Annotated in this window: 12 protein-coding genes, 1 tRNA gene and 1 pseudogene; 7 read left to right on the forward strand and 7 right to left on the reverse strand. The window is 56.5% G+C overall.

Annotated features, from left to right (window positions below; translation table 11 throughout):
* Nucleotides 1–10: 10 nt before the first annotated feature.
* On the reverse strand, nucleotides 11–3,727 hold the full coding sequence (locus HMPREF1627_RS08395) for a multifunctional oxoglutarate decarboxylase/oxoglutarate dehydrogenase thiamine pyrophosphate-binding subunit/dihydrolipoyllysine-residue succinyltransferase subunit (protein ID WP_034502862.1): 3,717 nt from the start codon (nucleotides 3,725–3,727) through the stop codon (nucleotides 11–13).
* Between the two features lie 225 nt (nucleotides 3,728–3,952).
* Between HMPREF1627_RS08395 and HMPREF1627_RS08400 the strand changes: the two genes are divergently transcribed.
* The 4 genes from HMPREF1627_RS08400 (at nucleotide 3,953) to HMPREF1627_RS08415 (ending at nucleotide 8,046) form a co-directional block, all read left to right on the forward strand.
* Nucleotides 3,953–5,266, forward strand: a complete 1,314-nt coding sequence (locus tag HMPREF1627_RS08400) for a hemolysin family protein (protein ID WP_034503659.1) — start codon at nucleotides 3,953–3,955, stop codon at nucleotides 5,264–5,266.
* Complete coding sequence (locus tag HMPREF1627_RS08405) at nucleotides 5,263–6,324, forward strand: hemolysin family protein (protein ID WP_034502864.1); 1,062 nt, start codon at nucleotides 5,263–5,265, stop codon at nucleotides 6,322–6,324. Before HMPREF1627_RS08400 ends, HMPREF1627_RS08405 begins: the two co-directional genes overlap by 4 nt.
* Before the next feature lie 61 nt (nucleotides 6,325–6,385).
* On the forward strand, nucleotides 6,386–7,252 hold the full coding sequence (locus tag HMPREF1627_RS08410; RefSeq protein WP_081940804.1) for a M23 family metallopeptidase: 867 nt from the start codon (nucleotides 6,386–6,388) through the stop codon (nucleotides 7,250–7,252).
* A 2-nt stretch (nucleotides 7,253–7,254) separates the two neighbouring features.
* Nucleotides 7,255–8,046: a glycerophosphodiester phosphodiesterase family protein gene (locus tag HMPREF1627_RS08415; RefSeq protein WP_034502866.1), complete on the forward strand. Its 792-nt coding sequence runs from the start codon at nucleotides 7,255–7,257 to the stop codon at nucleotides 8,044–8,046.
* A 58-nt stretch (nucleotides 8,047–8,104) separates the two neighbouring features.
* Here HMPREF1627_RS08415 and HMPREF1627_RS08420 read toward each other — a convergent pair whose 3' ends face one another.
* A complete protein-coding gene (locus HMPREF1627_RS08420) occupies nucleotides 8,105–9,520 on the reverse strand; it encodes a sodium:proton antiporter (protein WP_034502869.1) in 1,416 nt (471 codons plus the stop codon).
* Nucleotides 9,521–9,693: 173 nt separating this feature from the next.
* On the opposite strand from HMPREF1627_RS08420, the pseudogene HMPREF1627_RS10955 reads away from it, so the two are divergent.
* Nucleotides 9,694–10,377, forward strand: a pseudogene (locus HMPREF1627_RS10955) (sulfite exporter TauE/SafE family protein); the annotation flags it as partial.
* Between the two features lie 40 nt (nucleotides 10,378–10,417).
* Here the strand turns inward: HMPREF1627_RS10955 and HMPREF1627_RS08425 are convergent.
* Nucleotides 10,418–10,490 (reverse strand) — tRNA-Arg (locus HMPREF1627_RS08425).
* A 110-nt stretch (nucleotides 10,491–10,600) separates the two neighbouring features.
* Between HMPREF1627_RS08425 and HMPREF1627_RS08430 the strand changes: the two genes are divergently transcribed.
* Nucleotides 10,601–11,038 carry a ribose-5-phosphate isomerase gene (locus HMPREF1627_RS08430; protein ID WP_034502870.1) on the forward strand — a complete coding sequence of 146 codons (438 nt, stop codon included), beginning with the start codon at nucleotides 10,601–10,603 and terminating at the stop codon, nucleotides 11,036–11,038.
* 8 nt (nucleotides 11,039–11,046) lie between these two features.
* Here HMPREF1627_RS08430 and HMPREF1627_RS08435 read toward each other — a convergent pair whose 3' ends face one another.
* The gene (locus HMPREF1627_RS08435; RefSeq protein WP_034502872.1) at nucleotides 11,047–12,279 is read right to left on the reverse strand and encodes an Nramp family divalent metal transporter; all 1,233 of its coding nucleotides are present in this window, start codon (nucleotides 12,277–12,279) and stop codon (nucleotides 11,047–11,049) included.
* Nucleotides 12,280–12,394: 115 nt separating this feature from the next.
* Here HMPREF1627_RS08435 and argS point away from each other — a divergent pair, with 115 nt between their 5' ends.
* A complete protein-coding gene (gene argS / locus HMPREF1627_RS08440) occupies nucleotides 12,395–14,074 on the forward strand; it encodes an arginine--tRNA ligase (protein ID WP_034502874.1) in 1,680 nt (559 codons plus the stop codon).
* Nucleotides 14,075–14,178: 104 nt separating this feature from the next.
* On the opposite strand, the gene HMPREF1627_RS08445 is transcribed toward argS, so the two are convergent.
* From HMPREF1627_RS08445 to HMPREF1627_RS08455, 3 genes are all read right to left on the reverse strand, one after another.
* Complete coding sequence (locus tag HMPREF1627_RS08445; protein ID WP_052040908.1) at nucleotides 14,179–15,561, reverse strand: dihydrolipoyl dehydrogenase family protein; 1,383 nt, start codon at nucleotides 15,559–15,561, stop codon at nucleotides 14,179–14,181.
* Nucleotides 15,562–15,651: 90 nt separating this feature from the next.
* The gene (gene hrpB, locus HMPREF1627_RS08450; protein ID WP_052040909.1) at nucleotides 15,652–18,153 is read right to left on the reverse strand and encodes an ATP-dependent helicase HrpB; all 2,502 of its coding nucleotides are present in this window, start codon (nucleotides 18,151–18,153) and stop codon (nucleotides 15,652–15,654) included.
* 22 nt (nucleotides 18,154–18,175) lie between these two features.
* Entirely contained in the window at nucleotides 18,176–19,054 is an 879-nt protein-coding gene (locus HMPREF1627_RS08455) for an aldose-1-epimerase (protein WP_034502878.1), read from the reverse strand.
* Nucleotides 19,055–19,245: the final 191 nt, after the last annotated feature.

Raw genomic sequence — 19,245 nt, forward strand, 5'->3', positions numbered from 1 at the left:
TGCCCCCTTCTTAGGAAAAAGCTCGGCGCAAGATATCCGCAGCCTGCTCACGGTGCAAACTTGCGCGTCCAGCAGCGGTCGTTGCGCTCTCCGGACGGGACACAAGCGCCGGAGTGATTCCCAGCTCAGGGAACAAGTTCAGCGCAAAGTAGGGCCAAGCTCCCTGGTTCTTCGGCTCATCCTGGACCCAGACCACTTGGGCGTTCGGGTAGGTGGCAAGAGCCTTGCGAAGCTCATCGACGGGGAGGGGATAGAGCTGCTCGACGCGAATAATCGCCGTATTCCACGCGCCTCGCTCCGCGCGTTCGTGGATGAGGTCGTAGTAAACGCGGCCAGAACACACGAGAACCTTTGTCACCTCGTGGGTGCTCACCCGAGAATCAACTTCGGAGTAGACCGGAGTGAAGGACCCCGACGTGAATTCTTCGATGGGGGAAGACGCGGCGGGAAGGCGCAGGAGCTGCTTGGGGGTAAAAGCAATCAGAGGCTTACGAGGCCGCTTGTAGGCCTGTGTGCGCAGCATGTGGAAGTGGTTCGCCGGGGTTGAGGGCTGAACAATCCACATGTTGTCCTCTGCTGCCAGCTGGAGGAAACGCTCAATCCTGGCAGAAGAATGGTCAGGGCCTTGTCCTTCCTGGCCGTGCGGCAAGAGCATGACCAGAGAAGAGCGCTGCCCCCACTTCGTTTCTGCCGAAGAGACGAACTCATCAATGATTGTTTGGGCGCCGATCGCAAAGTCACCGAATTGCGCTTCCCACAGGACCAATGCCTCGGGGCGCTCGATGGAATACCCGTATTCGTAGGCAAGAACTGCATACTCCGACAGAGGCGAATCGAAGACATCGAAGTGGGCTTGATCGGGAGTAAGGAAGTGCAGAGGAGTGAATTCACGCCCGTCATTGTGGTCGTGGAGGACCGCGTGGCGTTGAACAAAGGTCGCGCGACGTGCATCTTCACCCGAAAGGCGAATCGGCGTGCCCTCCATGAGTAGCGAGCCGAAAGCTAAGAGCTCTGCGAAACCCCAGTCGATCGAATCGTGGCCGGAAGCCATTTCATAACGCTTGTGGCACAGCTTCTCGATCTTCGGATGGACTGCAAAATCCGGTGGGAAGTTCACATAAGCTTCGCCGATACGGCTCAGCGTTTCGGCACTCACAGCGGAAGTCCAGCCGATCATCATTCCCGCACCGGGCAGCTGACTTTCGGGAACCTGCCACTGATCGTCTTCGTCCTCGCTGCGATTTTGCGGAGACCAGCCGTGCTCGCGGGTGTGATCCAGGATCTCACTGAGCTCGGCCTCGTAAGCGCGGATGGACTCGCGTGCGTCTTCTTCGGTCAGCTGGCCACGTCCCACGAGGTTACGGATATAAACCTCACGTGTAGAAGGCAACTTCGAGATGAGCGAGTACATGACCGGCTGGGTCATCGAAGGATCATCGCCCTCGTTGTGACCACGCCTGCGGTAACACACCAAATCGATGAGGACATCCTTGTGGAAAGCCTCGCGATAAGCCAATGCCAAAGCGCCCACACGCACGACCGCTTCGGGGTCGTCGGCGTTGACGTGGAAGATTGGGATCTGCAGGCCCTTTGCCAAGTCCGTCGGATAGCGTGAGGAACGCCCCGAAGCCGGTCCCGTCGTGAAACCGATCTGGTTATTCACAATGATGTGAATAGTCCCGCCGGTCTTGTATCCGGTCAGCTGGGACATGTTGAGGGTTTCTTGAACAACGCCTTGTCCGATGAAAGCCGCGTCACCGTGGATCAACAGAGGGACAATGGGCAGATCAGGATCGCCCAAAACATCCTGCTTCGCGCGCACGATTCCTTCGAGCACCCCATCAGCAGCTTCAAGGTGAGAGGGGTTAGCCGCCAAGGACACCTTGGTCGCAACTCCCGGCTCGGCTGAATACACTCCCTCAGTTCCCAAGTGGTACTTGACATCTCCCGCGCCCTGAACGGTTCGCGGATCCTGATTTCCTTCAAACTCGGAGAAGATCTGGGCATAGCTCTTGCCCGCAAGATTCGCCAACACATTCAAGCGCCCGCGGTGGGCCATCGCAATCGCAACCTCGTGGATTCCGCGACGTGCAGACTGGCTCAAGATCTCATCAAGAAGAGGAATCAAAGATTCGCCGCCTTCAAGAGAGAATCGCTTTTGCCCCAGATACTTGGTCTGCAAGAACTCTTCGAATGCTTCAGCGTGAATTAGGGTCGAAAGAATGCGGCGTTGCTCCTGGGAAGAAGGAGCTTTGAAAGGTCCCTCAATGCGTTCTTGCACCCAGTGGCGCTGCTGCGGATCTTGGATATGCATGTATTCGATACCAATGGATCGAATGTAGGTATCGTGCAAGCGCGACAAAAGATCGCGAAGAAGCATCTGCTCCGTTCCGCCAAAGCCTCCGGTCGGGAAAGAACGGTCCAGATCCCACACGGTTAAGCCATAACTGGTCAGGTCCAGATCGGGGTGACGGCGCACGCGGTACGCCAGGGGATCGGTATCGGCCGCGAGATGACCGCGCGAGCGGTAGGCGTGGATGAGCTCAGCGATACGCGCAGGCTTGCCCTTCTCGCGTTCCAAGTCGTACTCGAAGTCTGCTTCCCACGCGTAGGGCTGGATAGGAATATGCAGAGCCGTAAAGACACGTTCGTAGAAACCATCGCGACCCGACAGCTTAATGTCCACGAGACGGAGGAATTCACCGGAAGCAGCACCTTGGATGACGCGGTGATCATAGGTCGACGAGACAAACATCGTCTTGCCAATTCCCATGAGAGCAAGTTTGCGCGGGGAGACTCCAGCGAACTCGGCTGGATAATCCATTGCCCCCACACCGATAATCAGCCCCTGGCCACTCATCAAACGCGGAACCGAGGTCGTGGTGCCGATGGTGCCCGGATTCGTCAGGGTGACAGTGGCACCCTGATAATCCTCAGCCGTAAGTTCGCCCTTCTTTGCCCGAGTGATAATGCCCTGATAGGCGTCAACAAATTGCGTGAAGGTCAAGGTATCAGCATCGTGGATAACCGGAACAACCAGACGGCGTTCGCCACCGTGCTGGATATCGATCGCCAAGCCAAATCCCACGTGTGCCAGTTCTTCAACCGCGGCTTTACCGTCTTGAAGAACATAGCGAACATTCAACTGTGGCATCTCGGAAAGCGCCTCAACGATGGCATACCCAATGAGATGCGTGAAAGAAACCTTGCCGCCAACAGTGCGCTGCAAGTGAGAGTTCACAACCGCGCGGTTCTCAATCAGGATCTTTGCGGCAATCTGGCGCTGAGAAGTCGCAGTCGGGACGCTCAGTGACTCGTCCATATTGCGTGCGGTTGCGCGCGCGATTCCTTTGAGGACACGGATATCGTCTTCAGCTTCCGTGCTCATTGAACGCGAGGCTGGCGTCTGCGTAGCGCGGTGGCGTCGTGCATAGGGCGACGAGGCCTCGCTCGCCTGAGCGGGGGGAGCGGGAGGAAGATCGGAGCGGGTGACGAGAACTTCGGGCTGCTCGGTTGCGGGATTGTCTGCCTGGGCGGCAAGGGCAGCCTCGGCGCTAACAACTGCGGTTGGTTGCGTCGGGAGAGGAGCCTGCGGACGGTGAAGCTGGGTGGGGACGGTGTCTCCCTCAAAGTAGGCGCGCCACGAGGCGTCGACGCTGTGGGGATCGGCCAACCACTGCTGGCGCATTTGTTGAACCCATTCTGGTGAACGTGGGGATTCCACCACAGCTGTACCATCCTTTTTCTGAACACTGCTATGTGACTTTAGACAACAGTTTAGGCCCTAGGGCCGTGAATGCCTCACCTGCAACGGGCCTTTCTCACACTTCGAAGAACTCCAACTACCGATAGACTGGAGGAATCATGGAAAGTGACAGTTGTTGCTCTGATCAAAGTCTGATGTGTCAATACCGCCTCGATGCGGGAGGCCAACGTGCTTCTTGATATCGCAATGCTCCTTTTAGGAGTCATCCTCACGGCGGGAACTTTTGTCTTTGTTTCCGCAGAATTCTCTCTTGTCGCACTCGACCAAGCCGTCGTTGAAAGCCGAGCTGCGGCCGGAGACGCTCGTGCTCGCCAAGTTTCCACCGCGATTAAAAATCTGTCGACGCAGCTGTCCGGCGCACAAGTCGGAATCACGCTGACGACAATTCTCTTGGGTTATACGACGCAGTCTGCACTCGCGGATATGCTGAGTGCGGCCGGGGTAGGACTTGGCTTATCGACGGCGGTTTCTTCTGCCGTTGGAGTCGCTGTTGCGGCGGTTTTGATCAATGTTCTCTCCATGGTTTTTGGAGAGCTTGTTCCAAAGAATCTCGCTCTTGCGCACCCGCTTAAGACTGCGGGACGGATCGTCCCCTTTAATTCCCTGTTCACCGTTGTGTTCAAACCGGTGATTACGGTTCTCAACGCGTCAGCCAACGGCATATTGCGCCTGATGGGTGTTGAGCCTCAAGAAGAGCTCTCTTCTGCGCGCTCCGCCTCGGAGCTTGCCGCGATGGTTCGTCACTCGGCTCAAGAGGGAACTCTGGATACCTCGACGGCATCGCTGTTTACGAACTCCATCCGAATCAGCGAATTGAATGCAGCGGACGTGATGACAGACCGCGGTCTTCTCCATACGATTCCTGAAGATGCAGTGGCTTCCGATGTTGTCCGTGCGGCCCACGAAACCGGGCATTCGCGTTTCCCGGTGATCGGAGAAGACCGGGATGACATCATCGGTTTCGTTTCTTTGCGTCGAGCAGTCGCTGTTCCTTTCGAGAAACGCGATGAAGTTCCCGTGATTTCGTCTTCCTTGCTTGCCGAGGCCCCGCGCGTGCCTGAGACCCTTGACTTGGGCACACTGCTTGTTCAGTTGCGCGAAGAAGGTCTCCAGATGGCCGTCGTCGTTGATGAATACGGTGGTGTGTCGGGAATCGTCACCCTTGAAGATGTCGTCGAAGAAATTGTTGGCGATGTCGCGGACGAGCATGATCAGCGTCGCTTGGGTATTCGTCAACGTCCCGATGGAAGTCTTTTGGTACCCGGACGATTGCGCATCGACGAACTCGCGCAGCGAACGAAAATTTTCCTTCCCGATGATGGTCCCTATGACACTCTCGCCGGTCTGATCATGACCGAGCTTGGAACGATTCCACAGGTAGGAGACCGCTGCGAAGTCGCAGGCGCCAGCTTAGAAGTCATCCAGATGACGGGGCGACGAGTCATGCAGGTGAGCATCATTCCTCCCGCGCGTGAAAGCGAAGGGGAGGTGCTCTTGTGAACGCCACTTTCGCCGTGATCGTGACCTGCATTCTTCTTGCACTCAATGCGTTCTTTGTCGCGGGCGAGTTTGCGACTACCTCGTCTCGTCGTTCACAGATCGAACCCTTGGTTGAAGAAGGAGTTCGCGGTTCGAAGTACGCGCTTTTCGCGCTCGAGCACGTCTCTTTGATGCTGGCGATCTGTCAGTTGGGCGTGACGGTAGCGTCTACCTCCCTTGGCGTGGTCGCAGAACCCACTTTCGCCTCGTTAATCGAAGGACCAATGCAGCAGTGGGGACTGCCGCACTCGTGGGTACACGTCGTCGGATTTACCTTCTCCCTCGCGCTGGTCCTGTTCTTGCATGTTGTCTTCGGCGAGATGGTGCCGAAGAACCTCTCAATTGCAAACCCACAGCGCCTACTCCTTGTGCTGGCACCAATTTTGGTCAATATTGGACACGTTATCAGTCCAGTGATTCACGGCATGGATCACTTGGCGAATTGGTTCTTGCGCATCGCCGGAGTGGAACCGAAATCAGAAATCTCGGCGACTTTCACCGTCGAAGAGATGGCAACAATCGTTGAACACTCCCAACAAGAGGGAATGATTGACGACGACCTGGGTCTGCTCTCAGGAACTCTTGAGTTCTCGACGGAGAACGCCTCCGACGTCATGGTTCCCTTGGAAGAACTCATTATTTTGGATGAGTCCACTACTCCGGATCAGGTTGAAAAAGAAGTCGCCCGAACTGGGTTTTCGCGTTTCCCCGTTGCGGACGCTCAGGGAGTGCTCAAGGGCTATATTCACCTTAAAGATGTCCTTTATGCCGATGAAACAGAGCGTTTTGAGCCCATCACCTCGTGGCGTATCCGCAAGATGGAGGCGGTGCCGATGGACGCAGAAGTTGAAGACGCTCTTCGACATATGCAACGCGCCGGTGCTCACCTTGCCGAAGTCATGGGAGCAGACGGGAGCGTTACCGGAGTTCTCTTCCTTGAAGATATTCTTGAACGACTAGTTGGTGAGGTCCGCGACGCCCTCCAGAAGGACACTCTTCCCGGAAACTATCGTTCCTGAGGTGAGCACTAGGACACAAGTAACTGCGATCCGGCTTTTCATTTGGCATGATGGAAGAACTATGACACCTGAAGCACCGAAGTTCCCGACGCGTCGAGAGCGTGCCCACGAGCGCGCTCATGACGCGCGCATTCACGGTGCCCCCGTATCTTCTTCCGCCGAGGCCTCGCCCGCCAAAGGATCAAAGTTTGGTGCTGTTATCGTGCGTTCGGGCGTTCTTCTTGCACTTGGTGCAATGACAATTGCGGTCCCCTTGAGTGGTTTTTTGCGTCCGGATGTGTCGATTTCGATTCCCTCTCGAGAATTTGGCGTCGCCGCTGGTTCCCAGTCATGGGCAACTGATACCAACGCAGTCACGCTCTCTTCCGGTCTTAACGCCCAGGTTGATCCGGCCTCGCGTTCACGAGTTCGTTCGCCTCTTGCCGCTCAGTGTTTGAGTAGTGACGGCGCTGCCGATGGAACTCGAACGCTCACTAAAGCTGACACGCTCTATTGGCCGCTTCAGCAGGGGACCTATCAGGTGACCTCGCCTTTCTCGATGCGTATTTCTCCCGTCTCCGGAACCCTGCTCATGCATGAAGGCACGGATATGGCTGCCCCCCTTGGAACACCGATCTACGCTGTGTATCCCGGGGAGGTCATCGAGGTCTCCGAGAATTCACGTTCCGGTGCTCTCATCACTATGCGCCATACCCTCAGCGATGGAACCGTTTTCTATTCTGCTTACCTGCATCAATACATGAAAGACATCAAGGTCAAGGTTGGCCAGCAGGTCAATGCGGGTGAACAGATCGGTGCAGTTGGCTCGAATGGATGGTCAACGGGACCGCACCTTCACTTCGAGATCCATAACTCGAAGAATGAACCGGTTGATCCGGAAAAGTGGATGGTCGAGCACAAGGCCATCTTTATCGGCAAGGAGTGCTGACAATGTATCGGGTTCTCGGTGAAGGCCCTCTGATTCTTGCACATCGTGGCGGGGGTGCCGAAGCTCCCGAAAATACGCCGGAAGCTTTTCAAGCTCTACGTGATATTCAGGTTTTCCACGTTGAGACTGACGCGCACCTGAGTGCGGATGGCCAAGTGGTTCTTAATCATGATCCTAAAGTGGATCGTACCTACCCAGCCAAGGGTGAGATCCGCCAGATGCCCTGGTCGCAGTTGGAACAGTTGCGCGGGGTAGATGGCGGTCGAATGATCCGCTTGGCAGATGCTCTTGAGAGTTTCCCCGACATGTATTTCAACGTTGACGCCAAGAGCGCGGAAGTCGCGCTTCCTTTGCTTGACGTTGTGCGTGAGCACGAGGCCCTGGGCAGGGTTCTCATCGCTTCTTTTGATGAGTCACGTCTTCGCCTTCTTCGCTCCCGTGAACCGCGCTTGGTCACTTCACTGGGGGTTGCCGCGGTGACGAGGCTCGTTGCCGCGTCCCAGCTCGCCCAGCCTGCTACGCGTTTGCGAGTTCCGGGTCCTCTTGAAGGGGTATGGGCAGTTCAGGTTCCGGAGAAGATGAGTGTAATCCGCGTGGTCGATCGCCGTTTCGTTGCGACTGCACACGCCTTGGGTTGTGCCGTGCACGTGTGGACGGTCAATGAAGAGTCGCAAATGCATCGTCTCCTCGACCTGGGGGTTGACGGCCTCATTACTGATCACCCGACCCTCGCTCGTCGGATATTGGAAGAACGAGGCCAATGGGTCCCGATCGCGCCAGCAAACGCAGAATAAATAATTGAGGCGTGACCCCAGAGAAAGGGGACCACGCCTCAAAGTTTTGCGACTTGGACTAGATATCGATTCCTTGAGTGCGCGTTGCTAATTCGATAGTACGAGCACGCGCAATTCGCCAGAGTGAAATTCCCACCAGCACGACGCCCAAAACGATACCTGCGATGCGCACCCAGCCACTGCCAATGAAAATCATTGCCATTGCTGCGAGCTCGGGAACAAGCAACATGAAGGAATCAACAACGTAGCGACCGAAGCTGGGCATTTCAACGCCATCGGCCTCGGCAACGGACTTAACCATGAAGTTCGGACCATTGCCGATGTAGGTGATAGCGCCGCACAGAACCGCACCCAAAGAGATCGGGATCAAGTAAGTCTCGGGAACTCCGGCAATGAGCGTTCCATCCCCACCCAGGGTCTTTGCCATTCCGAAGAAGGTCATGTAGGTCGGTGCGTTGTCCAAGACCGAAGACAAAGAACCAGTGAAGACGAAGAAAGTCCCGCGGTTCAAGGGGAGCGAAGGGGCAACCTCTTCCAGGACGCGCAGCGCGGGGGCCATCGTAGCGAAAATACCGATGAAGAGGGCTGCGACCTCGGCAATAGGGGACCACTGGAAGGAATTTTCCTCGTAGCGGACCTTCTTGTTTCCGATGGTCAGTGACAGACCTGCCGCAAGCAACATGACGATCTCGCGCCAGGGGACCAACTCACTTCCGTGCGCATGGCCTTCGATGATGGCCTCGGCATCCCAAGAAGGAAGGAAAGCAACGGAGCAGATAATCGCCGCGAAGAACAGGAGATTAATCGCGCCGTGCAATCGCAGAGGTTCGATGTCCTCGTTGTCCTCTTCGATGGCCACCTTGGGTTCGCTTGCGTAGTACAGGCGATCAAGCGAGTAGTACGACAAAAGAAGGATCGCCAAGACGAAGGCCCATTCTTTCCACAGGTTAAGGGTCCACGTGAAGGGGACACCGTTCAAGAAACCAAGGAAGAGCGGCGGGTCGCCAAGGGGAGTGAGTAAACCACCGCAGTTTGCGACGATGAAGATCGTGAAGAGGACGGTGTGAACCTTGTTTACTCGCTCGCGGTTCGTCGCCAAGAGCGGACGGATGAGCAGCATCGCTGCGCCGGTTGTGCCAATGAAGGACGCAAGAACACCGCCGATTGCAAGGAAGAGCGTGTTGTTACGAGGAGTTGCCCGGATATCACCTGCGAGGTGGATGCCGCCCGATACTACGTAGAGCGAGAACAGCAAGCAGATGAATTGGAAATACTCAATTCCCGTGTCAATGAGCGGAGCACTTCCGGCCTTCCAGAACATCCAGGCGGTCGTCGGGACCGCTAAGACCAGTGCAACCGTCAGCTGGCTGGAATTGCGTTCCCACCAGTGCGAGGTTGCAGGGATTAACGGCAAAACAGCGATGCAAGCGAGCATCGCGACGAATGGAATAAGTGACCACAAGGGGTATTCCAAGGCAACTCCTTGACGTAAAAGCTATGCGGCAACATGCCATATTCATCCTAGGACATGCGTGCATCGGCGGCAGTGAGTGTCTTTGCATACGGTTATGGGGCATCCATCACGCGTAAAATTGAGGTGTACAAGGAGGAGGGATGTCACAGGCAACGCGAAATGCCCTGATCCTGATGAGTGCGGGGCTCTTCGCTGGTTTTCTTTCGGGAATGTTTGGGATCGGCGGCGGGACAGTCATTGTCCCTGCGCTCATGGCGGTCGGGTTTTCTCAGCGTCAGGCCTCGGCTTCAAGTCTTCTTGCAATTGTCCCCACGTGTTTGTCTGGAGTTATCTCCTACTCGTGGTCGGGGCGCATTGCTTGGGTTCCGGCATTGTTGATGATGATTGGAATGCTCCTTGGCGTGCAGGGAGGAACCTGGCTGCTCGCTCGTATGCGTGAAGTGACCCTGCGCTGGTGCTTCGTCGCCTTCATCCTGACGCTGATCGCGCTTCAAGTCCTCTACGTTCCCGCACGTGAGGGAGTTTTGACCCTTAATCCTGCTGTCGCCTGCGCTTTGGTCGCGATCGGCGGTCTCTGCGGTTTTCTCGCGGGGCTACTTGGGATCGGTGGGGGAGCAGTTGCAGTACCGGGGCTGACTTTGCTTGGAATGTCTGACCTGGGCGCGCGCGGGGTCTCTATGGTCGTCATGCTCCCGGGCGCGCTGAGCGGTACCTTCACGAATTATCGCCGAGGCCTCCTGCGCTTGGGGCCAGCGCTGACGGTGGGCATCGCTGCGGTATGCGCAGTTCCAGTGGGAGCATGGTGCGCCTCGGTGTTGTCTCCGCGCGTGGATGCTCTGCTTTTTGCAGCATGGTTCGCGGTGCTTTTGGTGCGCTCAATTATTGCGGCGCGAAAAGTGCCCCGAACAGGATTCGAACCTGCGACCTTTCGCTCCGGAGGCGAACGCTCTATCCACTGAGCTATCGGGGCAACCACGTCAGTTTATCAGTCTTTAGCCCCAGCTCAAACGCTAGTCTTTAAGGTGGGCTACCCCCTATCATGTAGGGGTTCGCAGTCCTCACAATCGAATGGAACTTCATATGCGCGTTCATATTGCGACTGATCATGCAGGTTTTGAACTCAAGGAACACCTGGTAGGCGTCCTGCGCGATGCCGGCTACGAAGTCGTGGACCACGGTGCAACTACCTATGACCCCAACGATGACTACCCTCAGATGTGCATTGCAGCGGCCGAAGGCGTCGCTGCTGAACCGGGCTCTCTGGGCGTTGTTATTGGAGGCTCTGGAAACGGTGAGCAGATGGCTGCAAACCTGGTCAAGGGAGTCCGTGCAGCACTGGTGTGGAATGAAGAGATCGCGGTTCTTGCTCGCGAGCACAACAATGCCAATGTCATTTCCGTTGGCGCACGCCAGCATTCCCTCGAAGACGCCACTCGTTTCGTTCTGACCTTCTTGTCCACGCCCTTCAGTGAAGATGAGCGTCACAAGCGTCGCATTGCCGTCATGGATGCCTACTGATAGATCCTCTAGCCCTGGCCGGTGATGGTTAGGTAAGCAAGAAGAATATTGAGCAGAATAATTGCCGCTGCAATCACGGAAGCCACTGTGATTGTGAGCGGCTTATTCGCGTACTCGCCCATGACTTCTTTGGAGCGGGTGAGTCGCATGAGAGGGACGATCGCGAAGGGAATTCCGAAGGACAAGGCCACCTGAGAAAGGACCAAAGCCCAAGTCGGTTCTGCACCCATTCCCAAGATGATCAGTGCCGGAATAATGGTCACCAGTCTGCGTGCCAGCAGGGGAACGTTCACATGGAGGAGTCCGTTCATGATTTCAGAACCCGCGTAGGCGCCAACTGAGGTCGAGGCCAAGCCCGAAGCCAGAAGACCGAGTGCGAAAATTGTTGAAACCGTTGGACCCAATGCGTGTGCGATCGCGTGGTAGGCGCCCTCGATCGTGTCTGTTCCTTCAACTCCGGATAGTGCAGATGCCGCAAGGAGGAGCAGACCGATGTTCACGATTCCCGCAATGCTCAGTGCCCACAAAATATCGTGACGTGTTGCTCGAAGGAGAGCTCTCTTGTGGGGGTGCTCAACTTCAGGATCGGTGTGGTGGTCATTGACTAAGGACGAGTGCAAGTAAATCGCGTGAGGCATGACCGTCGCGCCAAGCATTGATGCGGCAACCAAGATCGAATCGGAGCCCTTGAAGCGTGGGATCAGCCCCGAGGCCACTTCCGACCACTGTGGGGGAGCGAAGAAAAGTCCCGCAAGGAATCCGGCTGTGATGACAACAAGCATCCCGATGATGACTGCTTCGAAGATATTTTGACGGCGTCCTTGGAAGAGCAAGATCACGATGGATGCGCCGCCGATGATGACGCCCGACCACAGGAGCGGAATGCCGAAGAGAAGATTGAGGGCGATCGCTCCGCCGATGACTTCTGCGAGGTCCGTTGCCGCCGCGACAAGCTCAGCTTGGAGCCAGAAAAGAATACGGTTGCGGGGACGAAGGCGCTCGCCAAGGAGGGTTGGAAGTGATCGACCAGTGACAATACCTAGTTTCGCTGAAAGGTATTGAACGAGCATCGCTGCGATATTGGATAGGACAAGAACCCAGACCAAAAGGTAGCCGTAGCGAGCACCAGCTGTAATATTCGCTGCTACGTTTCCGGGATCAACGTAGGCAATTGCAGCGATGAATGCAGGCCCCATGAGTGCAAAAAGCCGATGTTGTTTGAGACGGTGCCCGCTTGCCATTGTTCCCCCGACAGTCGTAAATCTTCGTATAACCGAACTTTACTCCACTATTTTGTGAGCTGTCACAGATCAATGCGTGTGGCACAGGTGCAAGGCAAACTATTACCCTTAAATAGTGACTCCAGAAGAACTTGCATCCCATATTCATGATTTATTGCTCGCCGAGATCGCTCAGGGGCATCTGTCTCTCGATCCCGCCGACGTCCCCGACACAGTGAAGGTTGAGCGTCCTCGAAATAGAGATCACGGCGACTGGGCAAGCAATATCGCTATGCAGCTCGCCAAAAAAGCAGGGATGAACCCGCGTGAATTTGCGCAGATCCTTGTCAACGGTCTCAATGAACTCGACGGCATTGACAGTGCCGAAATCGCCGGCCCCGGCTTTATTAATATTCGTCTTGCTGCAGCTTCTGCAGGCGAGCTTGCCCGCAGCATCGTCGAGGCCGGTTGCGCTTTCGGCCGCGGCGAGTCCATGAAGGGCCTGCACATCAACTTGGAGTACGTCTCCGCCAACCCGACGGGTCCGGTTCACTTGGGCGGTGCGCGCTGGGCAGCCGTTGGTGACTCCCTTGCACGCCTAATGAAGGCTTCGGGGGCGAAGGTCACCCGCGAGTACTACTTCAACGATCACGGCTCGCAGATTGATCGCTTCGCTCGTTCGCTCTACGCGCGTGCGATGGGACACGAAGCCCCCGAAGATGGTTACGGCGGCCAGTACATTGCTGATATCGCTACCCAGGTGCGCGAAGACGCGGTCGCGGCAGGAGAGCCCGATCCGGTCACGCTTCCCGAAGAAGAAGCCGTTGAGGCATTCCGCGCGCGTGGTGTTGAGCTGATGTTCGATGAAATCAAGCAGCGTCTGCGCGATTTCCGCTCTGAATTCGATGTCTTCTTCCACGAGGATTCGCTGCACAATTCCGGTGCAGTTGACGCCGCAATCGAAACCCTGCGCAAGCGCGGTGAGGTCTTTGATCAAGATGGTGCCGTGTGGCTGCGGACAACCTCTTACGGAGACGACAAGGACCGTGTGCTCATCAAGTCTGATGGTCAGGCTGCCTACTTCGCCGGCGACGTCGCCTACTACCTTGATAAGCGTCACCGTGGTGCCGACGTTGCGATTTACCTGTTGGGCGCCGACCACCACGGCTACATTGGTCGAATGATGGCAATGTGTGAGGCTTTCGGTGATAAGCCGGGCGTCAACATGCAGATCCTCATCGGACAGATGGTGAACTTGGTGAAGGACGGCGTTCCCGTCCGTATGTCTAAGCGCGCTGGAACCATTGTCACCCTTGATGATCTTGTCGACGCTGTGGGTGTGGACGCTGCTCGCTATGCACTTGTTCGTGTCTCAATGGATTCAAACCTCGATATCGATCTGGATCTCTTGGGATCGAATACGAATGAGAACCCTGTGTACTACGTGCAGTATGCGCATGCTCGCACCCAAAATGTTGCGCGTAATGCTGCCGAACACGGTGTGAGTCGCGAGGCTGGTTTCAATCCTGCAGCGCTTGATACCGCAGCTGATAGCGACCTTCTCGGAGTGCTTGCACAGTTCCCAGCGCAGGTTGCACAAGCCGCTGACTTGCGTGAACCGCACCGCGTTGCGCGTTACCTGGAGCAGCTCGCAGCCGCCTACCACACGTGGTATGGCCAGTGCCGTGTCACTCCTCGCGGGGATGACCCGGTGGATGAAGGCCACGTTGCACGCTTGTGGCTCAACGATGCCGTCGCCCAGGTTCTGCGTAGTGGCCTGGACCTTCTCGGTGTTGCGGCTCCTGAGCGTATGTAAGGGCAGTCGATAGATGCCGTTGGCCCCGTAGTTTCGTGCGAAACTACGGGGCCAAGGTGTTTCAGCCTTTGACGGGAGCACATTCCCTGGGCATCGGGCTTAAATTAGGCAAGAGAATCAAAGAGGATGTTCAATCCCTCTCCCATGGTCGGGTGCGCGATGGGAAGCATGCGCAGCTGCTCATAGGTCAGCCCTGCTTCCATTGCGACTTGAACCGCGGTAATGACTTCACCGGATTGGGGACCCACAAGGGTTGCTCCCAAAATCTTGTGGGTATGCGCATCAACAATGGCTTTCCACTTTCCAGTCGTATCGCGCATAGTCTTTGCGCGAGGAATTGCGGCCGTGTCAATTGATGCGACAAGAACCTCAAGACCGCGCTGCGCGGCTTCGGTTTCGTTGATGCCAATTCGTCCCAACTCGGGGTGAGCAAAGAGTGCCCAGGGGATCACTCGGCCGGCCTTCGAGGTGCGTGGGTCGTCCAGGGAAACGCCGTCCAGCTGCTCGCGGATAATGCGGTAGTCGTTCCACGAGGCGTGAGTGAACATCGGGGTTCCCGCGCAGTCGCCTGCTGCCCATACGCCCTCGACGGGGGTACGCAAATGATCGTCAACCTCGATGAAGCCTCGTTCGCTCAAGCGAATCCCGGCCTCGGTAAGGCCAATGCCATCGGTGTTGGGAACGCGTCCTGCCGCAACCAATACACGCTCGGCACTGACTTCGCGTCCATCGGAAAGCTCAATTCGGATATTGTCGCCGTCCTTTGCGGCCGACTGCGCGCGGGCACCGGTGAGGACAGTGACGCCCTGCGTGCCGAGCACTTCCTGGTAGATTGCAGCGATATCTGGGTCTTCACGATCAAGGATGTGCTCGCCCGAAGCGATCACAGTGACCTGCGAACCGAAGGCCGCCATCATCGAGGCAAACTCGACGCCGATGTATCCGCCGCCAATGATTGCCAAAGAGGAAGGAATTTCTTCAAGACGCAGGATATCTTCGCTATCCCATGCGCCGGCTTCCCACAGACCTGGAATCGGCGGGTGTGCGGGGCGCGTTCCGAGGTTGAGAAGGACTTTGTCGGAGTGGAGCTGGCGTGTCGTACCGTCTTCTAAGGTCACTTCGACGCTGTGCGCATCGAGGAGCCTGGCGCTTCCGCGCATGAAGTCGATGCCGGGGGCAGCGAAGAACTTCTCATGCGCGGCGATCATCGCTGAGACGATGCCATTCTTGTGCGCGCGCAGCTTCTCAATGTCGATGTGAACGTTCCCAGTCCCTTCGACACCGAAGACGGAATCATTGCGGGCCTCGTCGAGGCGACGTGCCGAAGCAACGAGGGACTTGGTGGGGATACACGCCACGTTAATGCACGTGCCGCCGATGAACTGTCGTTCAATGAGCGCGACCTTCCATCCGTGTTTCGCGCGGTTCATTGCCAGTGATTTGCCGGCCTTTCCGCCGCCAACAACGATGAGATCAAAGTTCTCCATGGCCCGTCCTTCCGTTTCTAAGGCCCGTTTCATCCAGTTCAACGACATGGATGGAAGGACATTCCCTATTTCGCAGGAAGGTGAGGGGGATCACTGAGATTTTTGGCTTTGGCGTTTTGTCCGCGATGTTGGGGCAACAGAGAAAGGATCTTCAGGCCAATGATGTTTGGGGTATCTACCGCGAAGCTGAGAACGAACCTGCTGATATGGTCCCTTCCAAAAGGAAGCAAGATCACTGGTGATCGCAACGGGGCGGCCTGCAGGATCAGTCAGCTCAATTCGAAGCGGAAGGCGCCCTTGAACAAAATGCGGAGTATCGGTCCAGCCGAAGGCCTCTTGGACACGCAAGCGTACGTATGCTCCGTCTTCGTCCCATTTCACGCTTCGATGAGTTCCCGTCGGAATCGTGATCTGCTGTGGTGCCTCTCGTTCAAGATCCATATTGAGTGGCCAGGGGAGCAGCGCATTCAAAGCTTCGCTCAGGTCCAGCTGGGAAAATGCCACTCCCTCACTCCACTGCTCGCTCAAGTGATCAATGCACGCGGCAATGATGTGGGCGTCATCAAGTGCGGGCCAAGGCTCGCCGATGAGTCTGTGACACGCCATGATTCTCATACGAAGCTGTTTCGCATTGTCATCCCACGGAAGATCACTTGCGCTCATTTCCTCTAGATTTCGCCGCGCCACCTCGCGCATTTCAGATCGGTCAGGGGAAGGCAAACGCGTACTAGAGAGCACGATGGTTCCCAGTTTTTCTTCCACAAAGCCAATAATTACGCCATTTTCGACACGTAACGACGAGGCTTTCTCACGCAGATGCGAAGCTGCCAGATCCACATCATCACCGTCAATGGGCAGAGCTGAACGGATAATGGCATCCGCATTGCCCGCAGATTGAAGCTCAGCAATCGCAATCCACTCGCTGCCTTCCAAAGAAGAAGACGGAGGAAGACTAGCTCCCTGTCCAGAAGTCAGTAGATAACGCGCGCTCTGTGCGCGTTTACGTGCAATTCGCAGCGGGTATGCACAGGCAACAAAAAGAGGGAGCGCCTGCGAAAGCGCCTGCCTCGTACTGGCATTGAGGTGAGGGCGAATATCGGAAGTTAAACGTGCAGCTGACTCTTCCACTCGCTTTCCCTGAGGGCTCGAGGGGGAGAGGGAAAAGACAGCACTCAATAAATCAGCACCCTGCGGGCGAAGATCTTCAGATACAAGCGCGGCGCACATGGCTGCGATACCGCTTGGAATATTCCCCTGAAGCGTACTCAGAGCATGCGCGATTCGAGGATCAACGGGGGTAAGGACCAACTCGCGGCCGTGGGGAAGGGCAAGTCCCGCCTCGTCAATCGCGCCCAAGGCCTGAAGGCAGGTGCGCGCGTAGTCTTCGTAGCCCGCGCTTGGGGTATCCAAAAGTTGCAGGGAGGAGAAGTCTGCTTGTGACCAACACGCTACTGAAAGAAGCGGAGGAACGGGGTCGCAGGTGGTGATTTCAGGGGAAGGATGCGCTGGACGCATAGCCCAAGTAGATTCCTCCATCGCGCGAATGCACACGCCCGGCCCCACTCGTCCCGCACGTCCCGCGCGCTGAATCATTGAAGAACGAGGCGATGGGATCGTGACCAATGAGCTTGCCTCGCGGGAAGGGGAGAAACGAGTCTGACGGCTCAGGGTTGAATCGATGACAATTTGCACTCCGGGGACAGTCAACGCACTCTCTGCAATAGCCGAAGAGACGATGATTCGTCGTTCACTGGATGGCGCAAAGATCTCATCTTGGCGATCGGGAGAAAGCTGAGCATGCAGAGGAATCACCTGTGCATTCGCGCCATCAAGAAACTCACAAACCCTTTCGATCTCCCACACTCCTGGAAGAAAAACCAGAACATCACCGGGATAAGTGTCAAGGGAAGCCCGAGCGAGCGAAGCAATATGACGCAAGAAACCGCGGCTGATTCGATCTCCTTGAAAGACCTCAATGCCACGCGGCGGCGCCTCCCACAGGACAGAAACGGGGAATAACTCGCGTGTGAGTTCAAAGAAACGCGAAGGAAGATCGACTAGAAGCTGCCCCAGAGCGACGTCATCGATGGTCGCGGACATGACAACTAAACGCAGATCTTCGCGCAACAGAGAGCGAATATCGATAAGAAAAGCCAAAGACAGGTCGCTATCGACAGCCCGTTCGTGGAACTCGTCAAGGATCACGCAGCCGATCCCGTCAAGCCCCGGGTCAGAATGAATCATTCGCGCGAGCACTCCCGGGGTCACGAATTCAATACGTGTTTCCCTACTGCGTTGACTTTGCCCGCGCACGCTAAACCCCACGAGATTGCCGAGGCAGTCGTTGAGTAGGCTCGCGAGGCGCCGCGCGCACGAGCGTGCACTCATTCGCCGCGGAGAGCACACAATAACGCGTTGTCCGCTCGCTATGAGATCCGCGCAGGCAAGAGGGATAAGCGTTGTTTTGCCGCTTCCCGCGCTCGCTGAAACAACAGACACACTGCCCGGGGTGAAAGCTTGGGAGAACTTAGGGAGCAATGCGTGGACGGGAAGATCCGCTGCGCTCGCAATCGCTTCCTGAAAGGTCAACACCGCATCAGTATCGCACGAAGCTTCACAGCCCGCGGATGGACATCGATAAACGATGCCTCTGGCCCGGAGCAAGAGAAACCACATCGATACCCGAGTTAAAAGCGTCCGGCGGGCAGGTCATGGGCTCGACTGCCAAGCCGGGGCGCCCAAGAGCATCCGCAGTGTGGAGCTGAAGCCAGGGGGTATCCGAGGACAAGGAAACTCCCTGACCCTCATCGTTCGTTAGGTGAACTTCCCACTGCCCTTCAAGGCCACCGAAGCAATGATCGATGAACAGATCGCCAATCTTGTGGGCAGTGCGGAAATCGTAGGCACCGTGAACTGCTTCGATACCGGTGGGGAGAAGATTCTGATCCGTCATGACGATTGTCGAAGCCGGTGAGTACAGTGTGCATTCATCCACGCTGCTCGCCGCAAGAAGGTACGGGTGAAGAGAAGAACCGTAGGGGGCGGGGGAGTCTCCCAGGTTTTTTGCGGAAATGTCGATGCTCAGCCCCTTTTCCGCATCAAGATGAAGATCGAGGCGTGCGCTCAGTGGCCACGGATAGCCTTCCTGGGCAGCGATGAAAGCCTCGAGGACCACGTGCGAGGCCGTCGCATCAACAAACTCCCAAGGAACCCATCCAGCCAGTCCATGTAGGGCCGTGCCGGTCCCGCGATCGTTGATCGGAAGAAGATATTCCCTTCCATCCCAGGTGTAACGTCCATCGGCAATGCGGTTGGGCCAGGGGAGAAGTACTTTTCCGGACCAACCGGGAGCGACCTCGGCGACGTTATGAGGGAAAAGCAAATCGCGTCCGCGCCATTTGAATGAAGAAATCCCACCGCCGACGCTGACGACACTGAGCGTATAGTCCCCGACTTCGCAGGAAAACTCGCGGCCAGAAGCATGGAGAGACATTGTGCACCTCGCTGTGACACCTGCGTGGCCCTTCCACGCTGACCTCACTAGTTTAGGGGCACTGAGTAAGGAGGCGATAAGACTTCAGGCCCGTGTTCGAAGGCACAATGCAAAACGCTTCGGTCATGGACAAATACCTTCACGATCTGCCGATACGCGTACTATGAAGGAAGCAATGGCGCTGATAATCA

This window comes from Actinomyces sp. S6-Spd3, from assembly GCF_000758755.1.
In the GTDB taxonomy this organism is placed as follows: Bacteria; Actinomycetota; Actinomycetes; order Actinomycetales; family Actinomycetaceae; genus Pauljensenia.

Bases quoted from the DNA above. Each gene is read 5' to 3' on its own strand.
- HMPREF1627_RS08400 (WP_034503659.1), top strand. From the start codon at position 3,953: ATGCTCCTTTTAGGAGTCATCCTCACGGCGGGAACTTTTGTCTTTGTT.
- HMPREF1627_RS08410 (WP_081940804.1), top strand. From the start codon at position 6,386: ATGACACCTGAAGCACCGAAGTTCCCGACGCGTCGAGAGCGTGCCCAC.
- HMPREF1627_RS08415 (WP_034502866.1), top strand. From the start codon at position 7,255: ATGTATCGGGTTCTCGGTGAAGGCCCTCTGATTCTTGCACATCGTGGC.
- HMPREF1627_RS08430 (WP_034502870.1), top strand. From the start codon at position 10,601: ATGCGCGTTCATATTGCGACTGATCATGCAGGTTTTGAACTCAAGGAA.
- HMPREF1627_RS08435 (WP_034502872.1), bottom strand. From the start codon at position 12,279: ATGGCAAGCGGGCACCGTCTCAAACAACATCGGCTTTTTGCACTCATG.
- HMPREF1627_RS08445 (WP_052040908.1), bottom strand. From the start codon at position 15,561: ATGGAGAACTTTGATCTCATCGTTGTTGGCGGCGGAAAGGCCGGCAAA.
- HMPREF1627_RS08455 (WP_034502878.1), bottom strand. From the start codon at position 19,054: ATGTCTCTCCATGCTTCTGGCCGCGAGTTTTCCTGCGAAGTCGGGGAC.